This is a genomic window from Nonomuraea sediminis, assembly GCF_018531495.1.
In the GTDB taxonomy this organism is placed as follows: domain Bacteria; phylum Actinomycetota; class Actinomycetes; order Streptosporangiales; family Streptosporangiaceae; genus Nonomuraea; species Nonomuraea sediminis.
Genome location: NZ_JAHDTI010000014.1, coordinates 82037 through 104814, shown reverse-complemented (window position 1 = coordinate 104814; position 22778 = coordinate 82037). Strand labels below are relative to the sequence as shown.

Annotated in this window: 24 protein-coding genes; 13 read left to right on the top strand and 11 right to left on the bottom strand. The window is 70.4% G+C overall.

Annotation, left to right across the window (positions count from 1 at the left end):
* Nucleotides 1-16: 16 nt before the first annotated feature.
* Nucleotides 17-1096: an ABC transporter substrate-binding protein gene (locus KIK09_RS44570; RefSeq protein ID WP_214325598.1), complete on the bottom strand. Its 1080-nt coding sequence runs from the start codon at nt 1094-1096 to the stop codon at nt 17-19.
* A gap of 290 nt (nt 1097-1386) precedes the next feature.
* Between KIK09_RS44570 and KIK09_RS44565 the strand changes: the two genes are divergently transcribed.
* From KIK09_RS44565 to KIK09_RS44540, 6 genes are read left to right on the top strand one after another with little or no spacing between them, the layout of a single operon-like run.
* Entirely contained in the window at nt 1387-2835 is a 1449-nt protein-coding gene (locus KIK09_RS44565; protein ID WP_214325597.1) for an aldehyde dehydrogenase family protein, read from the top strand.
* Nucleotides 2820-3716: a CoA transferase subunit A gene (locus KIK09_RS44560; RefSeq protein ID WP_214325596.1), complete on the top strand. Its 897-nt coding sequence runs from the start codon at nt 2820-2822 to the stop codon at nt 3714-3716. The genes KIK09_RS44565 and KIK09_RS44560 overlap by 16 nt, the downstream gene beginning before the upstream one ends.
* Entirely contained in the window at nt 3713-4468 is a 756-nt protein-coding gene (locus KIK09_RS44555) for a CoA-transferase subunit beta (RefSeq protein WP_214325595.1), read from the top strand. Before KIK09_RS44560 ends, KIK09_RS44555 begins: the two co-directional genes overlap by 4 nt.
* Entirely contained in the window at nt 4465-5280 is an 816-nt protein-coding gene (locus KIK09_RS44550) for a citrate/2-methylcitrate synthase (RefSeq protein WP_214325594.1), read from the top strand. The genes KIK09_RS44555 and KIK09_RS44550 overlap by 4 nt, the downstream gene beginning before the upstream one ends.
* A 51-nt stretch (nt 5281-5331) precedes the next feature.
* Nucleotides 5332-7341 (top strand): WD40 repeat domain-containing protein, encoded by a 2010-nt coding sequence (locus tag KIK09_RS60335; protein ID WP_214325593.1) that lies wholly within the window; start codon nt 5332-5334, stop codon nt 7339-7341.
* A gap of 51 nt (nt 7342-7392) precedes the next feature.
* Complete coding sequence (locus KIK09_RS44540) at nt 7393-8541, top strand: pyridoxal phosphate-dependent aminotransferase (protein WP_214325592.1); 1149 nt, start codon at nt 7393-7395, stop codon at nt 8539-8541.
* On the opposite strand, the gene KIK09_RS60330 is transcribed toward KIK09_RS44540, so the two are convergent.
* Entirely contained in the window at nt 8495-9022 is a 528-nt protein-coding gene (locus KIK09_RS60330; protein ID WP_214325591.1) for an SET domain-containing protein, read from the bottom strand. The two genes, KIK09_RS44540 and KIK09_RS60330, sit on opposite strands and share 47 nt — an antisense overlap.
* Nucleotides 9023-9043: 21 nt before the next feature.
* A complete protein-coding gene (locus KIK09_RS44530; RefSeq protein WP_214325590.1) occupies nt 9044-9976 on the bottom strand; it encodes a zinc-binding dehydrogenase in 933 nt (310 codons plus the stop codon).
* A gap of 188 nt (nt 9977-10164) precedes the next feature.
* On the opposite strand from KIK09_RS44530, the gene KIK09_RS44525 reads away from it, so the two are divergent.
* Complete coding sequence (locus KIK09_RS44525) at nt 10165-10947, top strand: hypothetical protein (protein WP_214325589.1); 783 nt, start codon at nt 10165-10167, stop codon at nt 10945-10947.
* 12 nt (nt 10948-10959) lie between these two features.
* On the opposite strand, the gene KIK09_RS44520 is transcribed toward KIK09_RS44525, so the two are convergent.
* Nucleotides 10960-11379: a nuclear transport factor 2 family protein gene (locus KIK09_RS44520; protein ID WP_214325588.1), complete on the bottom strand. Its 420-nt coding sequence runs from the start codon at nt 11377-11379 to the stop codon at nt 10960-10962.
* Between the two features lie 72 nt (nt 11380-11451).
* Between KIK09_RS44520 and KIK09_RS44515 the strand changes: the two genes are divergently transcribed.
* The 3 genes from KIK09_RS44515 to KIK09_RS44505 are packed head-to-tail and all read left to right on the top strand — an operon-like array spanning nt 11452 to nt 13520.
* Nucleotides 11452-11967 (top strand): TetR/AcrR family transcriptional regulator, encoded by a 516-nt coding sequence (locus KIK09_RS44515; RefSeq protein ID WP_214325587.1) that lies wholly within the window; start codon nt 11452-11454, stop codon nt 11965-11967.
* On the top strand, nt 11964-12683 hold the full coding sequence (locus tag KIK09_RS44510) for an MBL fold metallo-hydrolase (protein WP_214325586.1): 720 nt from the start codon (nt 11964-11966) through the stop codon (nt 12681-12683). Before KIK09_RS44515 ends, KIK09_RS44510 begins: the two co-directional genes overlap by 4 nt.
* Nucleotides 12684-13520, top strand: a complete 837-nt coding sequence (locus tag KIK09_RS44505; protein WP_214325585.1) for an alpha/beta fold hydrolase — start codon at nt 12684-12686, stop codon at nt 13518-13520.
* A gap of 94 nt (nt 13521-13614) precedes the next feature.
* Here KIK09_RS44505 and KIK09_RS44500 read toward each other — a convergent pair whose 3' ends face one another.
* Both KIK09_RS44500 and KIK09_RS44495 read right to left on the bottom strand, forming a co-directional pair.
* On the bottom strand, nt 13615-13851 hold the full coding sequence (locus KIK09_RS44500) for a DUF397 domain-containing protein (RefSeq protein ID WP_214325584.1): 237 nt from the start codon (nt 13849-13851) through the stop codon (nt 13615-13617).
* Nucleotides 13848-14666 (bottom strand): helix-turn-helix domain-containing protein, encoded by an 819-nt coding sequence (locus tag KIK09_RS44495; RefSeq protein WP_275956498.1) that lies wholly within the window; start codon nt 14664-14666, stop codon nt 13848-13850. Before KIK09_RS44495 ends, KIK09_RS44500 begins: the two co-directional genes overlap by 4 nt.
* Nucleotides 14667-14821: 155 nt before the next feature.
* On the opposite strand from KIK09_RS44495, the gene KIK09_RS44490 reads away from it, so the two are divergent.
* Nucleotides 14822-15121: a hypothetical protein gene (locus KIK09_RS44490; protein WP_214325582.1), complete on the top strand. Its 300-nt coding sequence runs from the start codon at nt 14822-14824 to the stop codon at nt 15119-15121.
* On the opposite strand, the gene KIK09_RS44485 is transcribed toward KIK09_RS44490, so the two are convergent.
* Entirely contained in the window at nt 15079-15504 is a 426-nt protein-coding gene (locus KIK09_RS44485; protein ID WP_308164685.1) for an NUDIX domain-containing protein, read from the bottom strand. The genes KIK09_RS44490 and KIK09_RS44485 overlap by 43 nt on opposite strands.
* Nucleotides 15505-15747: 243 nt before the next feature.
* A complete protein-coding gene (locus KIK09_RS44480) occupies nt 15748-16095 on the bottom strand; it encodes an ArsR/SmtB family transcription factor (protein WP_214325580.1) in 348 nt (115 codons plus the stop codon).
* 33 nt (nt 16096-16128) lie between these two features.
* On the opposite strand from KIK09_RS44480, the gene KIK09_RS44475 reads away from it, so the two are divergent.
* Complete coding sequence (locus tag KIK09_RS44475) at nt 16129-17010, top strand: LLM class F420-dependent oxidoreductase (RefSeq protein ID WP_214325579.1); 882 nt, start codon at nt 16129-16131, stop codon at nt 17008-17010.
* 226 nt (nt 17011-17236) lie between these two features.
* Here KIK09_RS44475 and KIK09_RS44470 read toward each other — a convergent pair whose 3' ends face one another.
* From KIK09_RS44470 to KIK09_RS44460, 3 genes are all read right to left on the bottom strand, one after another.
* Entirely contained in the window at nt 17237-17869 is a 633-nt protein-coding gene (locus tag KIK09_RS44470) for a DUF47 domain-containing protein (RefSeq protein ID WP_214325578.1), read from the bottom strand.
* A gap of 451 nt (nt 17870-18320) precedes the next feature.
* A complete protein-coding gene (locus KIK09_RS44465) occupies nt 18321-19250 on the bottom strand; it encodes an inorganic phosphate transporter (protein WP_372455776.1) in 930 nt (309 codons plus the stop codon).
* A gap of 159 nt (nt 19251-19409) precedes the next feature.
* On the bottom strand, nt 19410-21449 hold the full coding sequence (locus KIK09_RS44460) for a phosphocholine-specific phospholipase C (protein ID WP_214325576.1): 2040 nt from the start codon (nt 21447-21449) through the stop codon (nt 19410-19412).
* 227 nt (nt 21450-21676) lie between these two features.
* On the opposite strand from KIK09_RS44460, the gene KIK09_RS44455 reads away from it, so the two are divergent.
* Nucleotides 21677-22777: a pyridoxal-phosphate-dependent aminotransferase family protein gene (locus tag KIK09_RS44455; protein ID WP_214325575.1), complete on the top strand. Its 1101-nt coding sequence runs from the start codon at nt 21677-21679 to the stop codon at nt 22775-22777.
* Nucleotide 22778 lies beyond the last annotated feature (1 nt).

The window sequence follows — 22778 nt, the reverse complement described above, 5'->3', positions numbered from 1 at the left end:
AAGGCGGGGGAGGACGTCAAGCGAGAACCTTCGCCTCCCAGTCGGCGACGATCTGCTCCGGGTTGACCTTCGTGATCTCGATCTCCTTGACCGGCGCGTAGGCCGAGTCGGGCAGCCAGTTGGCCTTGGCGTCGGCGGGCAGCTGGAGGTCGCCGTTGAGCGCCCTGATGGGTCGGGCGCCGAACTTGGCGAACAGGTCCTGCGCCTGGTCCGACAGGACGAAGTCGAGGAAGCCCTTGAGGAAGTCGCCCTTGCTGGTGTTGTACTTGTTGATCATCAGGCCGGACGGCGACCAGATCGAGCCGTCACTGGGGATGATCACGTCGACGTTGACGTTCTTCTGCTTCAGCGCGGCCTTCTGCGCGATGCCGTTGAAGTCGTAGTTGATCTGGATCGGGGCCTCGCCCTTCTCCAGCGTCTCCTCGCTCATCTTGACGTCGCTGATGTTGCCGGTGTCCTTCAGCTTCTTGAAGTAGTCGAAGGCGGGGGCCAGGTTCTCCACCGAGCCGCCGTTGGCGACCGCCGCGGCCACGATCATCGCCTGGCCGGTGCCGGACGAGGTCGGGTTCTTGATGGCGATCTGGCCCTTGTACTCGGGCTTGAGCAGGTCCTGCCAGCTCTTGGGCGGGTTCTGCACCTTGTCGGTGTTCACCACGAAGGCGGGCGCGCCCACGAAGGTGGCGACCCAGCCCTTGCCTCGCTGCCAGTCCTTGAGCTTGCTCGCCGACGGCGGCCGGTAGTCGGGCACCACGCCCTTGGCCTCGGCGACCGGGCCCCACATCAGGCCGATGTCGCTGGCGGTGCCGATGGGGTTGTCCTTCTCCGCGTCGAACTTGACGATCTCCTCGGAGGAGGACATGTCGGTGTCCTTGTGCGCGCAGGTGGCGTTGTACTTGGCGCAGAACGCCTTGACGACCTCGCCGTAGTTGGCCCAGTCGGGGGCCAGGCCGTAGGTCGGCAGGTCCTTGCCCTGCTCAGCGATCTTGGCGGTGTCCGGTGCCTTCGACCAGTCGTAGTCCCCGGTGCCCGACCCGCCACACGCGGTGAGGACCAGAACAGACGACGCGGCGGCCACTCCTAAGCGGAGCTTTATCATCGTTTATGCCTTTCTGGGAGTTTCGTCACCGAACGATCGCGTATGTCGGATGTGCTAAACCGACGCGCAGGTGAATTCGGGGTGAACTCCGCGAACCGCCCGTGAGCAGGTCGCTTCCCGGCATGTCTAGTGCAGAGGTTCGGCCTGGCCAACGTGTGATTTGTCTATCGGCGCCATAGGCAGAGGCACATAGCGGCTGTCTATCGAAGGCATCGGCTTAATCCCTCTTGTCCGATAACTGCCGGTCAGTGAGGCTTTGCCGTACTAGAACATGACCGGAAAGGACCCCGATGGCGACGATCCCGAGTCGCTACCTGCTCAACCACATCGGTGGCGAATGGCGCGCCCCCGAGAGCGGGCAGACCCGGCCGAACATCAACCCCGGCGACCTCTCCGACCACCTCGGCGACTTCGCCGAGTCCGGCGGCGCGGACGTCGAGCTGGCCGTCGAGGCCGCCGATGCGGCGATGCCCGCGTGGAAGGCGCTGGGGCCGATCAAGCGGGCCGAGTACCTGCGGGCGGCCGAGCGGCTCATCGAGGAACGCGCCGAGGACTTCGCCCAGGCGATCACCCGCGAGCAGGGCAAACTGCTCAAGGAGGCGCGCGGCGAGGTCAAGCGGGCCCTGGCGATCCTCGACTTCACCGCCGGCGAGGGCAGGCGGCTGAAGGGCGAGACGCTGCCGGCCGAGGAGCCGCGCACGTTCTCCTACACCTTCCGCTCGCCGATCGGCGTCGTCGGGCTGATCACGCCGTGGAACTTCCCGCTGGCCATCCCGATGTGGAAGGTGGCGCCCGCGCTGCTGGCCGGGTGCGGCGCGGTGCTCAAGCCGTCGCCGTTCACGCCGCTGACCTCGGCGCTGCTGGTGGAGGCGTTCGTGGACGCGGGCGTGCCCGCCGGGGTGCTCAACCTCGTGCAGGGCGACATCGCCGCGGGTGAGGCGCTGGTCGGGCATCCACGGGTGGCCGGGATCAGCTTCACCGGCTCGCTGCCCGTGGGCCTGTCCATCCACACCGCGGGGGCGCCGCGGCTGCTGCGCACCCAGCTGGAGCTGGGCGGCAAGAACGCGGTGCTGGTGCTGGCCGACGCCGACCTGGACAAGGCGGCCAAGGCCGCCGCCTTCGGTGCCTTCGGTCAGTCCGGGCAGCGCTGCAGTGCCACCTCGCGGGTGGTGGTGGACAGGTCCGTCAAGGAAGCCTTCCTGGACAGGCTCGCCGGCGAGGTCTCGGCGCTCACGGTCGGCTACGGGTTCGACCCGGACGCGACGATCGGCCCGGTGATCAACGAGGCACGCATGCGGGCCTGCCTGGACGCGATCAAGTCCGCTCAGGAGATCGGGGCCAAGGTCGTCGTCGGCGGCGGGCGCGCCCCGGGCAACGGCTTCTACGTCGAGCCGACCGTGCTGCGCGACGTGCCGTGGGACAGCGAGATCGCCCAGGAGGAGATCTTCGGCCCGGTGCTGTCGGTGGTCGACTGCGACGGGTTCGACGACGCGATGCGCATCTCCAACTCCGTCAGGTACGGCATGAGTGGCACGATCTTCACGCAGGACCCGGCGACCATCTTCGAGGCGCTCGACCGGTTCGAGGCCGGGATGCTGCACGTCAACCGGCCCGGCGTGGGCGCCTACGCGCACCTGCCGCACATGGGCGCCAAGCTGTCGCAGTTCGGCCCGCCCGAGTGCTCGCCGCAGGTCTGGGACTTCTACACCGAGTGGCGGTCGGCGTGCATAAGTTACTGACCGCCGCCCAGGCCGTCACCCGGCATGTACGGCAGGGCGCCGTCGTGGGCATGGGAGGCCAGAACATCAACCGCTGCCCGATGGCGCTGGTGCACGAGGTGATCCGGCAGGGGATCGGCGGGCTCACCGTGGTGGGCTGCAACCTGTCGCTCCCGCTGGACATGCTGGTGGCCGCCGGGCTCGTGGTCAGGACCGAGCAGGGCACCGGCAACCTGGAGCGCTACGGCACGCTGTTCGCCTGGCGGCGGGCGGTCGAGCGGGGCGAGGTGAGCGTGGGCGACCACTCGCACCTGGCCATGGCCAGCCGGTTCGCCGCGGGAGCGCTCGGCCTGCCGTACCTGCCGACCAGGAGCCTGCTGGGCACGGACCTGCTCGGCGACCTGGTGTCTTCAGGGGTCGCGGTGGAGTCGGCCGATCCGTTCACCGGGAAGCCGGTGGTCCTGCTCAGGGCCATGACTCCCGACGTGGCCCTGATCCACGCGAACCGCGCCGACGCCTCCGGAAATGTCGTGATCGAAGGGGTCACCTCCCATGAGGTGGACATGGTGCGGGCCGCCCGGGTCGCCATCGTGTCGGCCGAGGAGGTGCTGCCCGCCGGGGCCTTCGCCGACCGGCCCGAGCAGGTGACGATCCCCGAGGCGTATGTCACGGCGGTGGTGGAGCAGCCCTGCGGGGCCTTTCCCACCTCCGTCTACCGGGCCTACGACTTCGCCGAGTCGGAGGTCAAGGAGTACCAGGCGCTCGGGCGGGCCGGGGACGGCGAGCTGCGGGAGTGGATCGCGGGCAATCTCGGCTCGTCCTTCGAGGACCACCTCAAGCTCCGCGATCCGGACGGCACGCTTCGCGCAGGGCTGGTGGAGCAGATGAGGAGGCTCGTATGAGCGGCGCTCTTCCACGGGAGATCCTCGTGGCCGAGGGGGCCAGGCAGATCCGTGACGGCGACCTGGTGATCGTCGGGACCGGGCTGCCGCTGCTCGCGGCCACGCTGGCGCAGCGGACGCACGCGCCGGACGCCAAGCTGGTCATCGAGTCGGGGGTGATCTTCCCGAAGGTCGTGCCGACTCCGGTGTCCGTGGTGGACCCGCGGCTCATGCACGGGGCGTCCAGGCACGGCTCGCTGTTCGAGGCCCTGGGCGGGCTCGTGCAGCGGGGGCTGGTGCGCACTGGGTTCCTGGGCGGAGCGCAGGTGGACGAGTTCGCCAACATCAACTCCACCTGGGTCTCCGGCAAGCGGCTGCCCGGCAGCGGCGGGGCCAACGACATCGCCAGCCACTGCTCGCAGGTCGTCATCCTGACAAATCATGAAAAAAGGCGCTTTCCAGCCCGATGTGACTACGTCACCAGCCCGGGGTTTCTGGGCGGTCCGGGGGAGCGGGCCAAGGTCGGGCTCGGGCCGCTGCACGTCAAGGTCGTCACCGATCTGTGCGTGATGGAGGCTTCCGACTCTGCCCTCGTGGTGACCGCCCTGATGCCGGGCGCCACCGCGGAAGCCGTACTGGAGAACACGGGCTTTGTCCCGAAATTTCGCGACGTATTGGACATCGTTGTGCCGCCGGATCCCGAGGAGCTGCGGCTCCTGCGCGAGGAGATCGATCCGGCGTGTGTGTACTTCCCTGAAAGGAAAAGTCGTTGACCGAGAAGAAGCCGTTCGCCTGGGAGACGGCGATCGCGTGGAAGAACAAGGACCGCATCGTCATCCGGGGCTACGACGTCAACGAGCTGACCGGCAACATCTCCTTCGCCGAGCACTTCCACCTGGTGCTCCGCGGCGAGTTGCCGACGCCCGAGGTCGGCAGGATGACCGACGCGATCATGGTGAACATGGCCGAGCACGCCATGTCGCCCTCCTCGGCCACCGTCCGCTTCGCGACGTCGGGCGGCGCCGAGCTCAACGCGGCGGTCGCGGCGGGCGTGGCCGGGATCGGCCGCCTGCATGGCACCGCCGACCGGCCCGCGGAGCTGTTCCTGAGCGTGGCCGAGCGGGCCGAGCGCGACGGGCTGAGCGATGAGGAGGCCGCCGCGAAGGTCGTCGCCGAGATGCGCGAGCGCCGCGAGCGGATGCCCGGATTCCACCACGCCCAGCACATCCGCGACCCGCGGACCGTCCGTCTGATGGAATTGGCGGATGAGCTGGGCATCACCGGGCGGTACGTCCGGATCGCCCGCGCCATGGAGGACGCCACCGAGGCGGTGTTCGGCCGCCGCGTCTGGATCAACGGGCCCGGCTCGATGGGCTGCATCGGCCTGGACATGGGCTACGAGCCGCTGCAGTTGAAGGCCTTGTTCATCGTCTGCCGCTCGCTGTCGCTGTGCGCGCACTCGATCGAGGAGATGACCAGGGAGAAGGGCTGGCGCGCCTCCGCCAACTCGGACATGGTCCAGCCGCTGTCGCTGGAGATGCAGGGACCCGACCACTACGACGGGCCCGCCGACCGCACTCTGTGAAAGCGGGGTCCGCAACCAGTTCCGGGACGCCGCCGTCCAATCGCGGTGAGAGTGATCAGACATTGGGCCCTGGTGTCCCTGTGCGCGGTGATCGCGGGCTGCTCCGGCGCGGCGGAGCCCGCGCCCGCGTGGGAGATCTCCAGGCCGTGCGCGACGCCCGGACGCGAGATCGAGCTCGCGGGTCCTGCCGAGCTGGACAGCGGCGGCCACACGGATGTCAACACTGTGGCGTTCGGCACTCTCGGCGGCGAACCGATCGCGGTCTCCGCGGGGGACGAGGGCAAGGTCAGGTTCTGGAGCCTGCCCGGGTTCCGTCCGGCGGCCGAACCGCTGGAGGGCACGGCTGCCACCTGGGTGGACCTGGGCGGCCACGGAGGGGTTCTCACCGAGGGCGCCTACGGCGGGCGGCTGTGGGATCTGAGCGGACGCAGGATCCTGATGCGGTTCCCGAAGAGCTCGAGGTACACCGTCGGAGCCTTTCGCGGGATTCAGGCGCTGTTCGTGAGCGATGGAGAGACAGTCCGCATCTGGAACCCGCGCACCCAGGCCCTCCTGGGCACGCTCCGTACCTACGGCGCGCAGACGATGGCCGTCGGGCAGCTCGACGGCCGTCCGATCATGGTGGCCTTCGAAGGAGCCGAGGGCACGCTCGATCTCTGGGACCTGGAGACCCGTCGCAGGCTTGATCGGACCCTCTACCTCGAGGACTGGGAGGAGGAGGATGCCTCGCCCGACGACATGGTCGTCCGGCAGATCGATGGCAGACCCTTCCTCTACGCCCTGCACGCGGGAGAGATCGTCGACCGCTGGGATCTGAGCGGCAAGCAGAAGCAGCAGACCATGACCCAGCATCCGGGGTACGGCGCCATCGCTGTCAGCGAGGTCGACGGCCGCCCGCTCCTCGCCGTGGGCGGAGCGGCGAGCGACGTCAACTCCACCACCAGCACCGTCCCGAACTCCATCGACCTGTTCGACGAGGCCAACGGGACACGGATCGCGGCAATGGAGGGCCACCAGGGAGCGATCACCGCTCTGGCCGCCGGTCTGCTCGACGGGCGGCCCGTGCTGATCAGCGGCAGCAGGGACAACACCGTCCGGCTGTGGGACCTCCAGACCCGTCGGCAGCTCGGCGGCCCCAGCCCGGCGGGTCCCGTCGACGGCGTCCAGACCGCGGCCACCGCCCAGGTCGACGGCAGGCCCGTGATCGTGACAGGCGAGGAGAAAGGCGCCGTGCGCATGTGGGACGCCGGCACGGGCAAGCTCGTGGGTGCCCCCATGCAGGACGGCCCGGGTGTCGGAACGCTGGCGACCACGGAGCTGGACGGCGTGCCAGTCGCGGTGGCCGGCGGGGCACGTGGCATCGGCATCTGGAATCTCAGGACTTCGGCCGAGGCGGGCCGCCTGGCCGTTCCCGGATCGCAGCCCGTGAACCGGCTGGTGCTCGTGCGGCGCGAGGCCCGGACGCTGGTCGTGGCCTCGACCGGCAGGATCGTGTACACCTGGGACCTCAGGACTCGCCGGTTGATCGACACGTTCGACCCCGGAGTCAGGGAGTCCGGGTCGTCGCTGTCACTGATCGATGACCGCGCCGTATTCGCCGCCTACGACAACTCGGGACATGTCCGGATCTGGGATGTCGCGGGGCGGCGACTGCTCTCCTCCTTCGCCGTCGCCTCACCGGGAGAGGACTTCTCCATCGGCCAGCTGGGGCAGTTCGCCTGCTCGCCCGCCGTCTTCACGATCCGCGGGCAGGACGTCCGGATCCTGGATGCGCGTACCGGTCGTGACCTCGTGACACCGCTCCCGGTCGAGGACCGCGACAGCTACTTCACGCCCTTCCTCCGTGACGGCCTGGTGGGGGAGGTCGGTGGCAGGACCGTGGCGCTCGTCGGCGCCACCGCCGAGGACGAGGGGGACTCCCGGCTGTGGGACCTGTCCGGGCGCAAGCCGATCTCGCCCCGCACCAAGGGCGTGCACGAGCCCGTGTTCGCGACGGACGGTCGGTTGATCCTGAACAGTGGGCCCGGGGAACGGCTGCAGCTGTGGCGCGTCGCGCCTTGACAGGGGGCAACGCCGCGGTGTTCCGTATATGGAACAACCCATGGAGGTGTCATGCGGCCCAACTCGCGATTCGCCGAGATCCAGTCCTTCGACATCGAAAAGGTCGCCGCGGCCGCCGGGGACGACCCCGACGTGCTGCGCATGGAGAACCTCGACACGGACGTACCGCCGCCGCGGGCCGCGGTGGAGGCCACGATGGCGGCGCTGGCCGCGGGCGAGGGCAACAGCTGGCTGCCGTTCACCGGGCTGCCCGTGCTGCGTGAGGCGATCGCGGCCGACCTGCGCGTGCGCACCGGGGTCGGCTACGACCCGATGCAACAGATCGTCGTCACCTCGGGCGGCACCTCGGCGGTCCTGCCGATGCTGCTGGCTGCCACCCAGCCTGGCGAGCGCGTCGTGCTCACCGACCCCACCTACGCCGGCCTGCTCCAGCGGGTACGGCTGGCGGGTGCGCAGCCGTGGCTCGTGCCGCTCCGGGTCGTCGACGGGTTCTGGCGGCTGGACAGGGAGGCGCTGTCGGCGGTGACGGAGGCGGCTGCGTTGCTCCTGATGAGCCCGTCGATGCCGTCGGGGATGATCCTCGACGCCGACGACTGGGCGGCGGTGGCCGAGGTCTGCGAGCGGACCGGCGCCCACCTGATCTACGACGCGGCCATGGAGCGGATCGTCTACGACGGTCAGCCACGGATCCACCCGTGCCACGTCGACGGGCTCGCCGACCGGACGATCGTGATCGGGTCGACGTCCAAGGAGTACCGGATGATCGGCTGGCGGATCGGGTGGATCGCCGGGCCGCCTGACATCATGCGGCTCGTGGGGGTGGCCACCACCTACAACACCACGGTCTCCAGCGGGTTCGCCCAGCTCGGGGCGGCCGCCGCGCTCACCGACCCGGCCGGCGGCGGGGTCGCGGAGGCGGCGGCCGAGTACCAGGCGCGCCACGACACCGTGATCGAGCAGCTGGCCGGGCTGCCGGTCGTGCGGGCGGGCGGCGGCTGGTCGTGCCTGGTCGACGCCGAGGCGCTCGGCCTTCCCGCGACGGAACTGTCGGCCCGGCTGCTGGAGCGCGGGCGGATCGCGGCTACGCCGATGACCGCCTGGGGCGGCGAGGTGGCCCGCCGCCACGTCCGCCTCGTCTACAGCAACGAGCCCGTCAAGCGTCTGTCGGACCTGCGGGCCCGCTTCGACGCCGCGCTCTGATCCGGTCGAGCAGCGGCGGGGTCCAGTGCTCGCCGTAGGCCTGCTGGAGGCCGGGGAGCCGCCAGTCGGCGCCCGTCACGCTGCCGCGGCAGGCCCGCGCGCCGCACGCGCACGGCATCGACCACGTCTCCACGCCGGTGTGGGTGGCGTAGTCGATGGTCAGCTCCTCGCCGGCGGGGATGTCGCGCCGCGCGACCAGGGTGACCGCGTCCTCGTGCCACAGGTTCGGCTCGCAGGAGTGGTTGCCGTACCTCGCCGGATGCGCGGGGTCGAGCAGCAGGTGCTCGCCCTCCGCCACGGTCAGGCTGCTGTAGGGCGGGGTCTGCGCGGCCAGCTCGGCGTCGCCGATCACGCGGCCGCCCAGGCGCAGGACGACCTCGCCCGCCCGGATGGGTTCGACGGCGAAGAGCCCCGTGCCCTCGATGGGCGAGGGGCGGGGCTCGGCGCTGGGGCTGAGGTGGCTCCGCGTGGGATAGGTCACGGATGATCAGCCTAAGGGCCGCTACGCGGGTGCGGGGAGCAGCAGGGATTTACCCGTGACCGTGCGGGCCTCCATCGCCGCGTGGGCGTCGGCGGCCCGCTCGAGCGGGAGGACCTGGCCGATCGTCGGGCGGAGACCGGCCTCGAGCGCCTCCTGGACCAGTTCCCGCAGGTCCGCCTGCGGGAAGCCGACCCTGGTGACGCGGTCGCCCGGCTCGGTCATGGGTCCGCCGGCCATGCCGTACACGCTGATCCTGCCGCCGTCGCGCAGCAGCGTCGCGGCGGCGGCGCCGATGTCGCCGCCCACGCCGTCGAAGACCACGTCAAGCCCGCCGGTCACCTCCCTGACCGTGTCCGCCCAGCCCGGGTCGGTGTAGTCGACGGTCAGCTCGGCGCCCAGGTCCGCGGCCCTGCGGCGTTTGTCCTGGCTGCTCGCCGCGCCGATCACCCGGGCTCCCGCGCGCACGGCCAACTGCACCAGCAGGCTCCCGACGCCGCCGCCCGCCGCCTCGACCAGCACCCATTCACCCGGCTTCGGAGCCGCCGCGCGCATCAGCCCCACCGCCGTGCGCCCGTCGGCCAGCAACGCCACCGCGTCCTCGAGTGACATGCCGTCGGGCGGCTCGACCAGGCCGGCCGCCTGGGCCACGGCCAGCTCGGCGTAGCCGCCCTTGCCGTCCAGCGAGCTGATCACCCGCCTGCCGACCAGAGCCTCGGGCACTCCCGCGCCCACGGCGACCACCGTGCCGCCCACACCGTTCCCCGGGACGTACGGCAGGCTCGGCCGGTGCGCGGGCACCGGCCCCTGCCCGGCCCGTGACTGCGTGTCCACGAACGTGATGGCGGCCACGCCCACCTCGATCAGCACCTGCCCGGGGCCGGGGACGGGGTCCGGGACCTCCTCGACGACCAGACGCTCGGGCCCGCCGAACTCCCTCACCACGACCACACGCATGTGCACTCCTTCGCTAATCGGAGCGAGTCGCTCCGGTATGAGGTCAAACCGTTCCGCGGGCGCGCTGATTCCTCGACCTTGGCGAGTCGATCCCCTGGGGCGATGGTTGGTGCCATCATGGCTGGTCAGAGTGCTCGCGCACGGGGAGGCGGGCGTTTGGGAGGCATTCGAACGGTTTGGGGGGTCGCATGAGTTTCGACGAGTTGCTGCGCCACCTGGAGCCGGGGGCCAGCGCCCAGGCGGCGGGCATCAGGCGCGGCTACGGCGGGCCGTCCGCCCGCACCGTCGGTGTGAGCTCCGGCCTGACCAGGCTGCGCTGCGCCTCCCTGCTCAAACCCCTGTACGCCTGGGTCACCGCGCCCCGCATCCCCGACGCGGAACGCTGGCGCCGCCACGCCCAGCCCGCCGTCGTCGTCTCCTCCAACGCCGACACGCTCAACCTGTGGCTGGCGGTCGGGCCCGCGGTCATCCTCGACGACCTCTGCCACCGCACGGGCGTCTCCTGGGCGGTCCCCAACGGCGACCCGTCGCGCTTCGGCTCGGTCGAGGTGGCGGCCACCGAGGTCGCCACCGCCTACGCGGCCCTGGCCCAGTCGGCCCTGGCGGGGGACCCCGTCGCCGAGACGATCATGGGCTGGATGCGGGAGGTGTCGGGGGAGCAGACCTTCGGCATCCGCGAGGCGGTCCGCGCGCCCAGCGCCGCCCTCAAGTGCGGCTGGTACGGCGGGGCGGACGAGACGTGCCTGCGTACCCACGCCGTCGCCATCCTCCCGCGCCGCGGCACGCGCACCACCGTGGCGGTCGCCATGACGGCCCAGCCGTACACGGACGAACGTGAACGCGAGATCTACCACGCCCGCGTGGCGGAAGGACTCCCGGTCGAAGCCGAGCACGAGAAGGTCGGCGGCGCCCTCCTCCGCGCGCTCCTCACCACCACCCTCACCGAACTCGGGCACAAACCCGGCCCCTAGGGGCCCGCCGTACTACCGCGAGAAGAGAGCTTTGGTCAGCTCTCCCGTGCGCGGTCCGAAGTAGTCGCGGAAGAGCACGATCTTCCCCTCGCGGATCCTGAACACCTGGATGTAGGGCAGGCGCAGCCGACCGGCAGGCGTGTCGACGTGCACCTCCGACTCGGCGATCAGCACCTCGGGATCGGTCGTCTCGTGGACGGTCAGCGAGGTGGCCGCCTCGTCGATGCGGATGTCGCCCGCCCGCGCGGTGTCGCCGATCAGGTCGAACATCGCCTCGATCTCCTGGCGCCCGGCGAAGCGCCGCTGCGATCCCTCCGGCGCGAACGGGAACTCGACCACCGCGTCGTCACCGAACAGCGCCGATCGGGCCGCGCGATCACCGTCGACGCCGGCGCGCAGGTAGCGCTGAAGGACGTCATGTTGCTCGGACATGGGTTGCCTCCCTAGAATCGGAGTCATGACTCCGGAAGAACGATACGGAGCGGCGACTCCGCTTGTCAATCGATGATCCGCGCCGACGCCGCCCGCAACCGGGCCAAGATCCTCGACGCCGCCGAGGCCGTGTTCGCCGAGCACGGCATCACCGCCTCCACCGAGGAGGTGGCCCGCATCGCGGGGGTCGGCATCGGCACCGTGTTCCGCCACTTCCCGACCAAGGAGTCGCTGGTCGAGGCGGTCTTCGCGGGCATCGTGCAGGGCTTCGTCGACCAGGCGCGCAGGCTGTGCGACGCGGAGGATCCCGGGCGGGCGCTGTTCGACTTCCTCGAGGGGATGGTCGAGGTGTCGGCCACCAAGGCGGCCTACGCCGATGCCGTCGCCGCCGCTGAAGACGCCCTCGCCGAGGGCCGCCGCGAGCTGCCGCGGGCGCTGGATACGCTGCTGACCCGGGCCCAGCAGGCCGGCGTGGTCAGGCGCGACGTCTCGATGCCCGAACTGCTCGCGCTCACCGCGGCCGTCGCCAGAACAGGCGAGCACGCGGCCACGTCCCTGCGAATCGTTATGGATGGACTCAAGGTATGAAACTCACGATTCTCGGCGGGTCGGGCGCCTGGCCGACCGCCACCCAGGCCTGCAGCGGCTACCTGGTGGAGCACGACGGCTACCGGGTCCTGATCGACCCCGGCTACGGCACGATGCAGGTGCTGCAGGAGTTCGCCGCTCCTGAGGACGTGGACGCCGTGGTGATCACCCACGGCCATCCCGACCACTGCGCCGACCTCAACCCGCTGCTGCGCGCCCGGGTGCTGGGGGAGCGGGGTCCCGCGCCGCTGGCCGTACACGCTCCCGAGGGCGCGCTCGACGCGGTGCTGAAGCTCGACAAACCCGCGATGCTGGCCGACGGCCTGACCTTCTCCGGGGAGCTCGGCCCCTTCAAGCTGGAGACCTGGCTGCTGCCGCATCACGTGCCCAACCACGGTGTACGGCTCAGCGCAGGCGGGACCGTGCTTGCCTACACCGGCGACACCGGGCCGACACCCGACCTGGTGGATCTGGCGCGCGACGCGGACGTCTTCCTGGCCGAGGCGACATATCCGGAAGAGGTCCCCGAAGAGGACGCGCCGTACCTGTCGACAGCCAGGCAGGCCGGGGCGAACGCGGCGCGAGCAGGAGTGGGGCGCCTGGTCCTGACGCATCCGTGGCCCGGGCTGCCGGTCGAGCGCTTCGTCACCGCCGCCGCCGAGGGCTTCTCCGGTACGATCGCCGTCGCATCCCCCCGCCTGGTCATGGAGCTCTGATTGCGCACGTTCTCCTCCTATGACGGCACCGAGCTGGCCTACCACGAGTACGGTCAGGGCGAGCCGCTGATCTGCCTGCCCGGTGGCCCCATGCGTGACTCGGCCTACCTGGGCGAGCTCGGCGGCCTGTCGGCGCACCGGCGGCTGATCGTGCTCGACCTGCGCGGCACTGGGCGGTCGGCCGTCCCTGAGGACCCGGCCACCTACCGCTGCAACCGGCTCGTCGACGACGTCGAGGCCCTGCGCGCCCACCTCGGGTTCGACCGGATGGACCTGCTCGGCCACTCGGCAGGCGCCAACCTCGCGGTCATGTACGCCGCCCGCCACCCCGGGCACGTCGCCAGGCTCGTCCTGGTCACGCCGGGCGCGGGGGCCGTCGGGATCGTCGTCACCGGGGAGGGCAGGCTCGAGGTCGCCCGCCTGCGCGCGGGCGAGCCGTGGTACCCGGAGGCGATGGCCGCCCTCGAGGCGATCGTGGCCGGCACCGGCACCGACTGGGACGCGATCGGGCCGTTCTTCCATGGCAGGTGGGACGAGGCGGCGCGGGCCCACCAGGCCGCCGACGGCCGGACACGCAACCACGAAGCGGCGGCGATCTTCGCGGGCGAGGGCGCCTTCGACCCCGGGGCGACCCGTGCCGCGCTCGCCAAGCTCGACGTGCCGGTGCTGCTCGTGGCGGGCGAGGTGGACGTCAACACGCTGCCGGGCGTGGCGGTCGAGTACGCCGGGTTCTTCCGTGACGCCGAGGTCGTCGTCCAGCAGGGGGCGGGACACTACCCGTGGCACGACGACGCCGACCGCTTCGCGACCACCGTCGCCACCTGGCTCGCCACGTGAAAAGCGCGGTGCCGGGGATTCCGGCACCGCGCTGGAACGATCTAGCGGACGAGGGACGACGAATCCCCCTGAGGCCGCGGCGACCCACCTCGCGCTAGGTCAGGTCGTCGAACTCGCCGTCCTTCATGCCGAGGCGGAATGCCTCCCACTCGGCAGGGGTGAAGAACAGCCGGGGCCCTTCCGGGTCCTTCGAGTCGCGCAGGACGTACAGCCTGTCGTGGCCGTGCTTGTGAACGGCGACATCCTCGGGTGCGGCGAGGACGGCCACTTCGACGCAGTCGCCGCCGTTGCTACCACTGCGACGGGCCTTGCGCCACTCAAGGTCGTTCATACGCTCTCCTCCACTGTTGACAGCAAATCTAGGCTCGCGTTGACAGGTAGGGCGAGAGACCGGATCACGTCGTATCTCTGAACGATCGATTCGATGTCGGCCGGTCGATCGGATACGTACCCCTCGCGAGCCGATTCCAGGTAAACGAGGTCGGGCTCTCCGGGGATTCTGGCGATCACGAACGCCCCCGTGAGCCCGGCGAGGGCCGGACTGCTCCTCGGGACCACCTGGATCGTGATGTTGGGCAGCTCGGCGCTCTCACGCAGGGCCCGGATCTGGCCCCGCATCGTGTCGGCCGATCCCACCGGGCGGTGCAGCACCCACTCGTCGAGCACCACCCAGTACATCGGCGGATCGGACCGCTGCAGGATCGCCTGCCTGGTCATGCGGGCGGCCACCGCCTCCTCCGCCTGCTCGGCGGTCGCCGCGGGCTCCTTGCGCAGCACCTCGCGCGCGTAGTCCTCGGTCTGCAGCAGGCCCGGCACCAGCAGCGGCTGCCACGTCTGCAGCGTGCGCGCCGTCTGCTCGATCTCCAGCCACGGGCGGAACCAGGCCGGGTAGGCGGCCTGCCGTACCAGGGGCCACAGTCGCGTCAGCGCGCCGCGCGTGTCGAGCACCTGATCGGCCCGCTCGGCGAAGTCGCGCGAGGGGGTCCGGTTGGCGAGCTCGACGGCGCACACGAGGGACAGCGAGTAGCTCAGGCGCTCGGCGAGCTGCTCTTGCGACAAACCCGCTCGAACGCGGTGTTCTCGCAGCTCGGAGCCGAAAAATGCGAGCGGACTTGAACCGGGTTCGAGTGCGCGAGCGGAAGGCATGATCCCTCCGTAGGAGAAACGTTCTACACGGGTTCTACAAACGACACCCGCTACGTACACAGTCGGCGTGTGCCACCGCTTGACGTACATAGAGTAGTCGCGCCAGTGCACTCTGATATCGGGGTGCAGAAATCCGGTAAAAGTAAGGACAAGTGGTGCCCATGTCCGCCCTGCACGCCGCACGAGTCCAGCAACTGTGTTGGGTTCAGGAACGGCTTGCCGCAGCAGGAATCCGCGCCATCCTGGTCAGCCGGGTCAGACTCACGCTCACGCAGAACACCTACCAGCCGCCGGTCAGCGACGACCCGGTGCTGGCGGCACGGCACGTGACGGTGAGCTACTCCGGTGACTACCTGGTCGAGCTGCCGGGCTGCCAGCCCGTCCGCTTCACCTCCGCCGAGGAGACCGCGTCCTACGTGAGCTCCCTGATCACCTCGGCCAGCTCCGGAGGCTGAACCCCTTCCGGTAGCACGTCGAACCACGCCGCGCCTTTGTACGAGTCGAGTTCCTCCCGGGTGACGGAACCGGGAGCAGCGACAGGCTCGACTTCGTCAAAGCAGGCCAGGTAGAACTGCTCGGTCTTGACGTAGTGGACGCCGAGCCACATGAAATCGCGGGGGACCGCGACAAAGCGGTCCTGTACGGCATCGCCCGGCAACCCCGTTTCCTCGGTCAATTCTCTTCTTGCGGCCTCCAGCGGGGTCTCTCCGGCAAGAAGCCCGCCTCCTGGCGGTTCCCAGAACGTCTCACCGCTCACGCGGTCGTGCCAGCGCAGCAGCAGCACCTTTCCCTCCCGATCCAGGCACACCACCCGTGCCGCGGGCCTGTCACTGCTCACGCGCCCACCTTCTCCTCCGTACGGCCTCGCCCGCCCCACAGCCAGGCGTTTCCCGGGTCCCATCCCAGCACTGCCTCCGTGGCACGGATCCCCCGCCCCACCCCCGGCGCCTTGGTCTCCGCCGTGCCACGTTGCGCGCCCTGCGTTTCCTGGTTCCGGGGCCTCGATCCGCGGTGCCATGTTGCGGCGCCCCCCGCGTACCCGGGTTCCGCGGTTGGGTGGGTTGGAGGGCGTGCCGTACCGCTAGTCCTGTTCGGTGAGGACGAGCTCGAGGAGGCCGGGGAAGCGTTCGGCGAACTCCTGTCTGCGCAGGCGGTTGAGGCGGCGGGAGCCTTCGTCGCGCTGCTCGAGGAGGCCGACGTTGCGCAGGACGCCGAAGTGGTGGCTGAGCGTCGACTTGGCCGTCAGGTGGGTGAACGTGCCGCACGGGCGCGTCCAGTCGGGCACCTCGGCCAACTCCCTGACGATGCGGCGGCGCACGGGGTCGCCGAGCGCGTCGAGGGCGGCCTGGAGCGTCACCTCGCAGGGGGAGGCGTGGGTCAGCGAGCGCGTCCTGTTCGACGACGGTCGAACATTGCTGTAGTGTTCCATCTCGATCGAACAGCTTACCCGGAAGGAGCAGCCATGGACACCGGACAGATAGGCGTGTGGCACCCGGCGATCGGCAAGGCCCCTGCCGCCGTGGCGCGCAGGGCGGCCGTCGAGATCGAGAAGCTCGGCTACGCCTCCGTGTGGGTGAACGAGGGGCCGGGGTCCAGGGACCCGTTCGTGGCGGCCAGCCTGCTGCTGTCGGCCACCAGCCGCGTCGCCGTGGGCACCGGCATCGCCAACCTGTGGGGCCGCGACGCCACGGCCATGGCCGCGAGCAGGGCCACGCTCGGTGAGGCGTTCCCCGGGCGCTTCCTGCTGGGCATCGGCGTGAGCCACAGCACCCTGGTCGGCAGCCGCGGCCACTCCTACGGCAAGCCGCTGACCGCGATGCGCGAGTATCTCGACGGCATGGACCAGGCCCAGCCCGGCCTGCTCGAGGGCGACGCGCCGCGCCTGCTCGCCGCGCTGCGGCCCAAGATGCTGGAGCTCTCCCGTGACCGCGCCGCCGGGGCCCACACGTACTTCGTCCCGCCGGAGCACACCGCGCTGGCCCGCGAGGTCCTGGGTCACGACCGCCTCCTGGTGCCCGAGCAGGCCGTACTCCTGGAGACCGACCCCGCCAGGGCCCGCCAGATCGCCCGCACCCACATGGCCTACTACCTGACGCTCCCCAACTACGTGAACAACCTGCTGGCGCTCGGCTACACCGACGACGACTTGGCCGACGGGGGCAGCGACCGCCTCGCGGACGCCATCGTCGCCTGGGGCGACCCGGAGTCCGTCGTCAAGCGCGTCCGCGCCCACCTCGACGCCGGCGCCGACCACGTCGCCCTCCAACCCCTGTCCCCCTCGGTCCCCGACCTCACCGACGCCCTCACCCAACTCCGAACCCTCGCCCCCACCCTCTCCCTCTGACCAACCGCGGGTGAAGGGCGGTGCCCTGTGCGGTGGGGAAGCGGGGACCCGGGTGCCACGATTACGAGGCGTCGTAGCGGTGGCCGGCCACGTCCTGCTAGCCGTGGCGTCTCCCTGGACAGAGGCCAGCCATGTGCGGCGGGTGGCGGTGGGGCGGCTCGCCGTACGAGAAGGAAACGCGGGTGGCAATAGGGGTGGGCTGCCTTACGAAGGAGTCGGGGGCGGGTTAGCGTTTCATGGCGCCGTCGGCGATGGCGTCGGCGGCTTCGCCGATGGCCATGCCGACGATCTCGAGGCGGCGGACCAGTTCGCGTTCCTTCATCGCGTCGGGGGTGAGTTCGCCGGAGAAGATGCGGGAGATCTCGTACTGGTACATGCGGCGGATCGCGCTGCCGACCTTCTTGGCCTCCAGGGCGTCCTGGACGACGGCCGAGGGGCGGGAGGCGAGGTCCTTGACGGCGTTCTCGAGGGCGTCGATGCCGACGATGACCTGGTCGAGCAGCGGTGAGAAGCGGATCTGGTCCGGCACCCTGTACAGGTGCGACTCCCGGACGAAGTCGCGCAACGAGTCGAGCACGTCGTCGATCGAGCGTGACAGCCGGAAGAGGTCCTCCCGGTCGATGGGCGTGACCAGGGCGTTCTTGAGCTCCTCGACCAGCCGGCGGCGCTCCTCGTCACCGAGGTGCTCGATGGCGCGCATCTGCTCGTGCGCGCCCGTCCTGCCCACCTCGCCCCCGATCATCGCCATCGCCAGCCAGGCGCCCTCCTTGGTCGCCTCGAGCTGCCCGAGCAACGCCTCGGTCAGCGCGCTGTCCATCCGCCCGGACAGCAGATCCCGCACCCGCCGCAGCCGCTTCATCGCCCCTCCCACCATGCCCTCTCATCTCCCATTCCTTCCCCGCCCGTGCTTCCCTGGTCGAAGCCACCTCTCAGCCGCGCCTCCGGCCGCGACGGTCTTTCGTACGGCAAGCCACCCCACCGCTTCCAGCCCAGGCCCAACGAGCCCACGTCCCAGGGGAGCGAGGTAGGCGGCCAGGGCGGAGCGGTGGCAGCGGGGCTACGGGCGTGGCCGTGGCGGGAAGGCGGCCAGGGTGGGGCCGTGATAGCGGGGATCCGGGCGTCGTTGCGGCGGTTAGCCGGCGTCCGGTCAGCGGGCGTGTCCCTGGAGGTCCCTGGCCGAAGTGCGGCGACTGGCGGAGGGGCGGCTTGCCGTACAGGAGAGCAGCCCGGCAGAGAGCAGCCCGGCAGAGAGGAGACCGGTACGGAGGAGGGTCGCACTGAGGAGGTCGGCGCAGGGCGGGTGGGGTGGTTCATGAGGTGGCTCCTTGGACCAGCCAGGCGATGATGGCGGCGGATACGGCGCTGGCGGGGAGGGTCAGGAGCCAGGCGATGACGATCTTGGCGGCGGCGTACCAGCGGACGCGGCCGCCGCCCTGGGAGACGCCGGCACCGATGAGGCCGCCGGCGATGGCCTGGGTCATGCTGACCGGCATTCCGATCAGGGCCGAGGCCATGACCGCGAGGCCCGAGCCGAACTCCGCCGCCACCCCGTGCAGCGGGCGCGAGACGATGATCTCCCGGCTGAGCGTGCGTCCCGCCTTGGGCAGGCCGTAGAGGGCGCCGAGGCCGAACAGGACCGCCACCAGCGACGTCACGCCGATCGGGGCCCCGGTGAAACCCAGTGCGATCATGAAGACGGCGAGCATCTTCTGGGCGTCGTTGGCCGCGTAGGCCAGGCATTGCAGCAGGAAGCCGGCCCAGTGCCAGCGCGACAGGCCCGGCCAGTCGGTCACCAGCAGGAGTGTCCGGATCGCCGCCCACGAGGCGAGCCCGCCGACGAACGGGGCGATGAGCCCGACCGTCAGGACGAGCGCCACCCACCCGTACGACACGGGCAGCCCCCAGCCGATGCCCGCGCCGGTGACGCCGCCGACGACGGCCAGCGTGAGGCTGGTGGGGCGGCCGCGCGAGCTGAGTACGGTGACCACGCCCAGGGCGCAGATCACCGCGATCGTCATGGCGCTGCGGCCGCCGGGGCCCGAGAAGGTCGCCAGCCGGGTCACGAACGTCAGCGCCACCTGGTTGGTGGCCAGCGGCACGACGGCCACCAGCACCACGAGGATGAGCAGGCCGACGGCCGGGCGGACAGTGGGCAGCTTCAGGCCGGTCGCGAGGAGGGAGCCGCCGTCGTTCATGCCGGAGACGACCGCGAAGAGCCCGGCGACCACGATCACAAACACGGCGTTCAACGGCACGCGCTCCATCCCAGCCCGCTCGCGTCGAGCGAGGCAAGTTCGATTCCCTGATGTTCCCTATAGACGCCCCTACCCGCAGCCCCGGGTGCCGTCCTGGACCAGCTCCGCCGCCCCTCCCGAGAGCGGGGCGGCGGGCTCATGAGGTCAGGTCGTGAGGATGGCGGGGTCGGAGAGGCTCGGCCGGCCGGTTTCCACGTGGCCCGCCAGGCGGCGGAGCCAGCCGCCGTCGGTGCTGGAGGTGACCGTGAGGTCGTACCAGCCGTCGCTGCCGCCTAGCGTGGCCGTGTGCGTAACGGTCGCGCCGGGCGCCACGTCGTGGGACGCGGTGGCCCCGCCGTAGGCGTTGACGACGGTGACGGTGCAGGCCGCGCCGCCGCTGTTGGTGATGGTCAGGACGACGTCGCCGCCCGAGTAGGCCGCGGCGACCTCGGGGTTGGCGGGTTGCGCGCCGCGGGTCGGAGGCACCTTCCCCTTGAAGCGGCGCAGGTATCCGGCGGGTCCGGAGACCGCCAGGTCGTACAGGCGGGTCTTCTTCGCCGTGGACCACGTCGCTGAGAGGGATTTGCCCGCTTCGCAGGTGTAGCTCCACGGCCCGAAGGTGCCCGCGGCCGACGAGACGAGGAACGTGGCGCCCGCCGCGCCCGCGCTGGCGAAGGTCAGCCCGTACGTGCCGGCGGAGGCGTCGGTGGCGCCGGAAACCCGCAGGTCGTACGGCAGGGCCCGCGCGGGACGCCGGCCCGGTTCCTGGCGCGGCATCGACCCGGGCGACGGCGCGGAGGGCACGTAGTCGGGGTGCCGGTTGTGGTCCGGCGGCGCGTACCCCGACGTGCTCGGCAGGGCGGGAACCGACGGGTCCTGCTGGGCGAAGTCGAACGCCGAGGTCAGGTCGCCGCTGACCGCGCGGCGCCAGGGCGAGATGTTCGTCTCGGCGACCCCGAAGCGCTTCTCCATGAACTGCAGGATCGAGGTGTGGTCGAAGGTCTGCGAGCACACCCAGCCGCCGCGGCTCCAGGGGGACAGGACCAGCAGGGGGACCCGGGGGCCGAGGCCGTACGGCCCCTTCGCGTAGCTGCTGGATTTCGTGTAGAGGTCGAGGGTCGTGGGCGTCGTCGACGTTCCGGGGAACGGCGGGGGCACGTGGTCGAAGAACCCGTCGTTCTCGTCGTAGGTGATCAGGAGCACGGTCGAGGCCCACACGGCGGGGTTGGCGGTCAGCGCGTCCAGGACCCGCGCGATGTACCAGGCCCCGTAGTTGGCCGGCCAGTTCGGGTGCTCGGTGTAGGCCTCGGGCGCCGCGATCCAGGAGATCTGCGGCAGCTGCCCGTTCATGACGTCGGCCTTGAGCACGTCGAAGAACGTCCCGCCGTTCTTGACGGCCGTCCCCGTCCGCGCCCGGTCGTAGAGCGGGTTCCCCGGCGTGGCGTTGCGGTAGTTGTTGAAGTACAGCAGCGAGTTGTCGCCGTAGTTCCCGATGTACGGGTCGCCGGTCCAGCCCCAGGACCCGGCCGCGTCCAGGCCGTCTCCCGTGTCCTGGTAGATCTTCCAGGAGATGCCGGCCGCCTGTAACCGCTCGGGGTAGGTGGTCCAGCCGTATCCGGCTTCCTGGTTGCCGAGGACGGGGCCGCCGCCGGTGCCGTCGTTGCCGGTGTACCCGGTCCACATGTAGTACCGGTTCGGGTCCGTCGCGCCCAGGAACGAGCAGTGGTAGCCGTCGCAGACGGTGAACGCGTCGGCCAGCGCGTAGTGGAAGGGGATGTCGTCCCTGGTGAGGTAGGCCATCGTGGTGGCCGACTTGGCGGGGACCCAGTTGTCGTACTTGCCGGAGTTCCAGGCCGAGTGCGTGCCGTTCCAGTCGTGGTCGAGGTCCTGCAGGAACTGCAGGCCCAGGTTGGCCGCGGTCGGGTGGAAGGGCAGCACGCCGGACTGGTTGAAGACCGGCTGGCCGCTTGGCTGCGTGAACGGGCGCGGGTCACCGAAGCCCCTGACGCCCTTCAGCGTGCCGAAGTAGTGGTCGAAGGAACGGTTCTCCTGCATGAGGACGACGATGTGCTGGACGTCCTGCAGGGTTCCCGTGACGACGGCGGGCTCGATCGACGCGGCGCGGGCGATGCTCTCGGGGAGAAGGGAAAGTGCGGCGGTTCCTCCCGCCAGTTGTAAGAAACGACGCCGGTTGACCTCGGACATGCGCGGCTCCCTCCGCTCGTTGCGTATAGCGCAACTAGTTGCGCTTGCGCTGACCGGACCATAGGACGGCGGCAGGCCCTGGTCAACCACGGGAGGGTGTCGAACGGGGGTACGTTCCGGGTCAACCTCGGATGCGGCTATGGGGCGTATAGGGGAAACGCGCCTGTCGTCCGCCGTGGGTCCCGGATAGCGTCCGTTATGCCTGATAACTACCCAAGATCGAGTGGATGATGGACGAAGAGCTCATTCTGCTGAACCCCGGTCCGGCCTGTACGTCGAAGCGGGTCAAGGACGCCCTGCTTCGCGGCGACCTCTGCCACCGCGAGCCGGAGTTCACGCAGTTGCTGTTCAGGATCCGTGAGGCGCTGCCCCGCTGCCTGAACCTCGGCGACACGCACGAGGCGCTGCTGGTGACGGGGTCGGGAACCTCGGCCATGGAGATGGCGGTCATCAGCTCCGTCCGCGAGGGACGAAGCGTGCTCATCGTGAACAACGGCGTTTACGGCGAGCGGATGATCAAGATCGCCAAGGCGAACGGCATCCCGTTCCACGAGGTCAGGAGCGAGTGGACGGTCCCGGCCGACCCGGCGGAGGTCGAGCGGGCGCTGGCCGCGCACGACGACGTCGACGCGGTCGTGGCCGTCCACCACGAGACCACCACCGGCCTCATCAACCCGATCAAGGAGATCGGGGAGGTCGTGGCGCGGCATGACCGGCTCTTCGTGATCGACGCGATCTCCGGCACCGCCATCGAGGACCAGGACCTCGCCGAGGTCAAGGTCGACGTGGTCTGCGGCACCGCGAACAAGGGGCTGCACGGACTGCCGGGGATGTCATTCATCCTGTGCGGCGAGCGCTCCGTCGAACGCCTCCAGGAGGTGCCCGAGCGCAGCCTCTACCTCAACGCCGCCAGCTACCTCAAGGGCCAGCGCAAGGGCGACGTGCCCTTCACGCCCGCCGTACAGGTCTGCTACTCCCTCGACGAGGCGATCAAGGAGTATGAGGAGGGCGGCGGCTTCGCGGCGCGCACCAAGCTCTACCGCGAGCGCGCGGCGCTGGTGCGCGGCCAGTTCGAGCGGCTCGGCCTGCGGATCCTGGTCGACGAGCCGTACCGCGCCAACACCGTCACGATGCTCCACCTGCCGGATGGTGTGACGTACCAGGCGCTTCACGACGAGTTGAAGCAGCGCGGATATGTTATCTACGCCGGTCAGGGGCAGCTTTCCGCTGATTTCTTCCGCATCTGCACGATGGGGGAGATCCCCTGGCACCGGCTCGAGCAGCTGGAGGACGCGCTGCGCGAATCGATCGAGGCAGCTAGGGGTTAAG

Coding starts and splice junctions, on each gene's coding strand:
- KIK09_RS44520 (WP_214325588.1), bottom strand. CDS start 11,379: ATGTCCGAGCAACATGACGTCCTTCAGCGCTACCTGCGCGCCGGCGTC.
- KIK09_RS44525 (WP_214325589.1), top strand. CDS start 10,165: ATGAGTTTCGACGAGTTGCTGCGCCACCTGGAGCCGGGGGCCAGCGCC.
- KIK09_RS44565 (WP_214325597.1), top strand. CDS start 1,387: ATGGCGACGATCCCGAGTCGCTACCTGCTCAACCACATCGGTGGCGAA.
- KIK09_RS44530 (WP_214325590.1), bottom strand. CDS start 9,976: ATGCGTGTGGTCGTGGTGAGGGAGTTCGGCGGGCCCGAGCGTCTGGTC.
- KIK09_RS44470 (WP_214325578.1), bottom strand. CDS start 17,869: ATGAAGCGGCTGCGGCGGGTGCGGGATCTGCTGTCCGGGCGGATGGAC.
- KIK09_RS44510 (WP_214325586.1), top strand. CDS start 11,964: ATGAAACTCACGATTCTCGGCGGGTCGGGCGCCTGGCCGACCGCCACC.
- KIK09_RS44495 (WP_275956498.1), bottom strand. CDS start 14,666: ATGCCTTCCGCTCGCGCACTCGAACCCGGTTCAAGTCCGCTCGCATTT.
- KIK09_RS44515 (WP_214325587.1), top strand. CDS start 11,452: ATGATCCGCGCCGACGCCGCCCGCAACCGGGCCAAGATCCTCGACGCC.
- KIK09_RS44480 (WP_214325580.1), bottom strand. CDS start 16,095: ATGGAACACTACAGCAATGTTCGACCGTCGTCGAACAGGACGCGCTCG.
- KIK09_RS44570 (WP_214325598.1), bottom strand. CDS start 1,096: ATGATAAAGCTCCGCTTAGGAGTGGCCGCCGCGTCGTCTGTTCTGGTC.
- KIK09_RS44455 (WP_214325575.1), top strand. CDS start 21,677: ATGATGGACGAAGAGCTCATTCTGCTGAACCCCGGTCCGGCCTGTACG.
- KIK09_RS44500 (WP_214325584.1), bottom strand. CDS start 13,851: ATGAACGACCTTGAGTGGCGCAAGGCCCGTCGCAGTGGTAGCAACGGC.
- KIK09_RS44475 (WP_214325579.1), top strand. CDS start 16,129: ATGGACACCGGACAGATAGGCGTGTGGCACCCGGCGATCGGCAAGGCC.
- KIK09_RS44555 (WP_214325595.1), top strand. CDS start 3,713: ATGAGCGGCGCTCTTCCACGGGAGATCCTCGTGGCCGAGGGGGCCAGG.
- KIK09_RS44540 (WP_214325592.1), top strand. CDS start 7,393: ATGCGGCCCAACTCGCGATTCGCCGAGATCCAGTCCTTCGACATCGAA.
- KIK09_RS44460 (WP_214325576.1), bottom strand. CDS start 21,449: ATGTCCGAGGTCAACCGGCGTCGTTTCTTACAACTGGCGGGAGGAACC.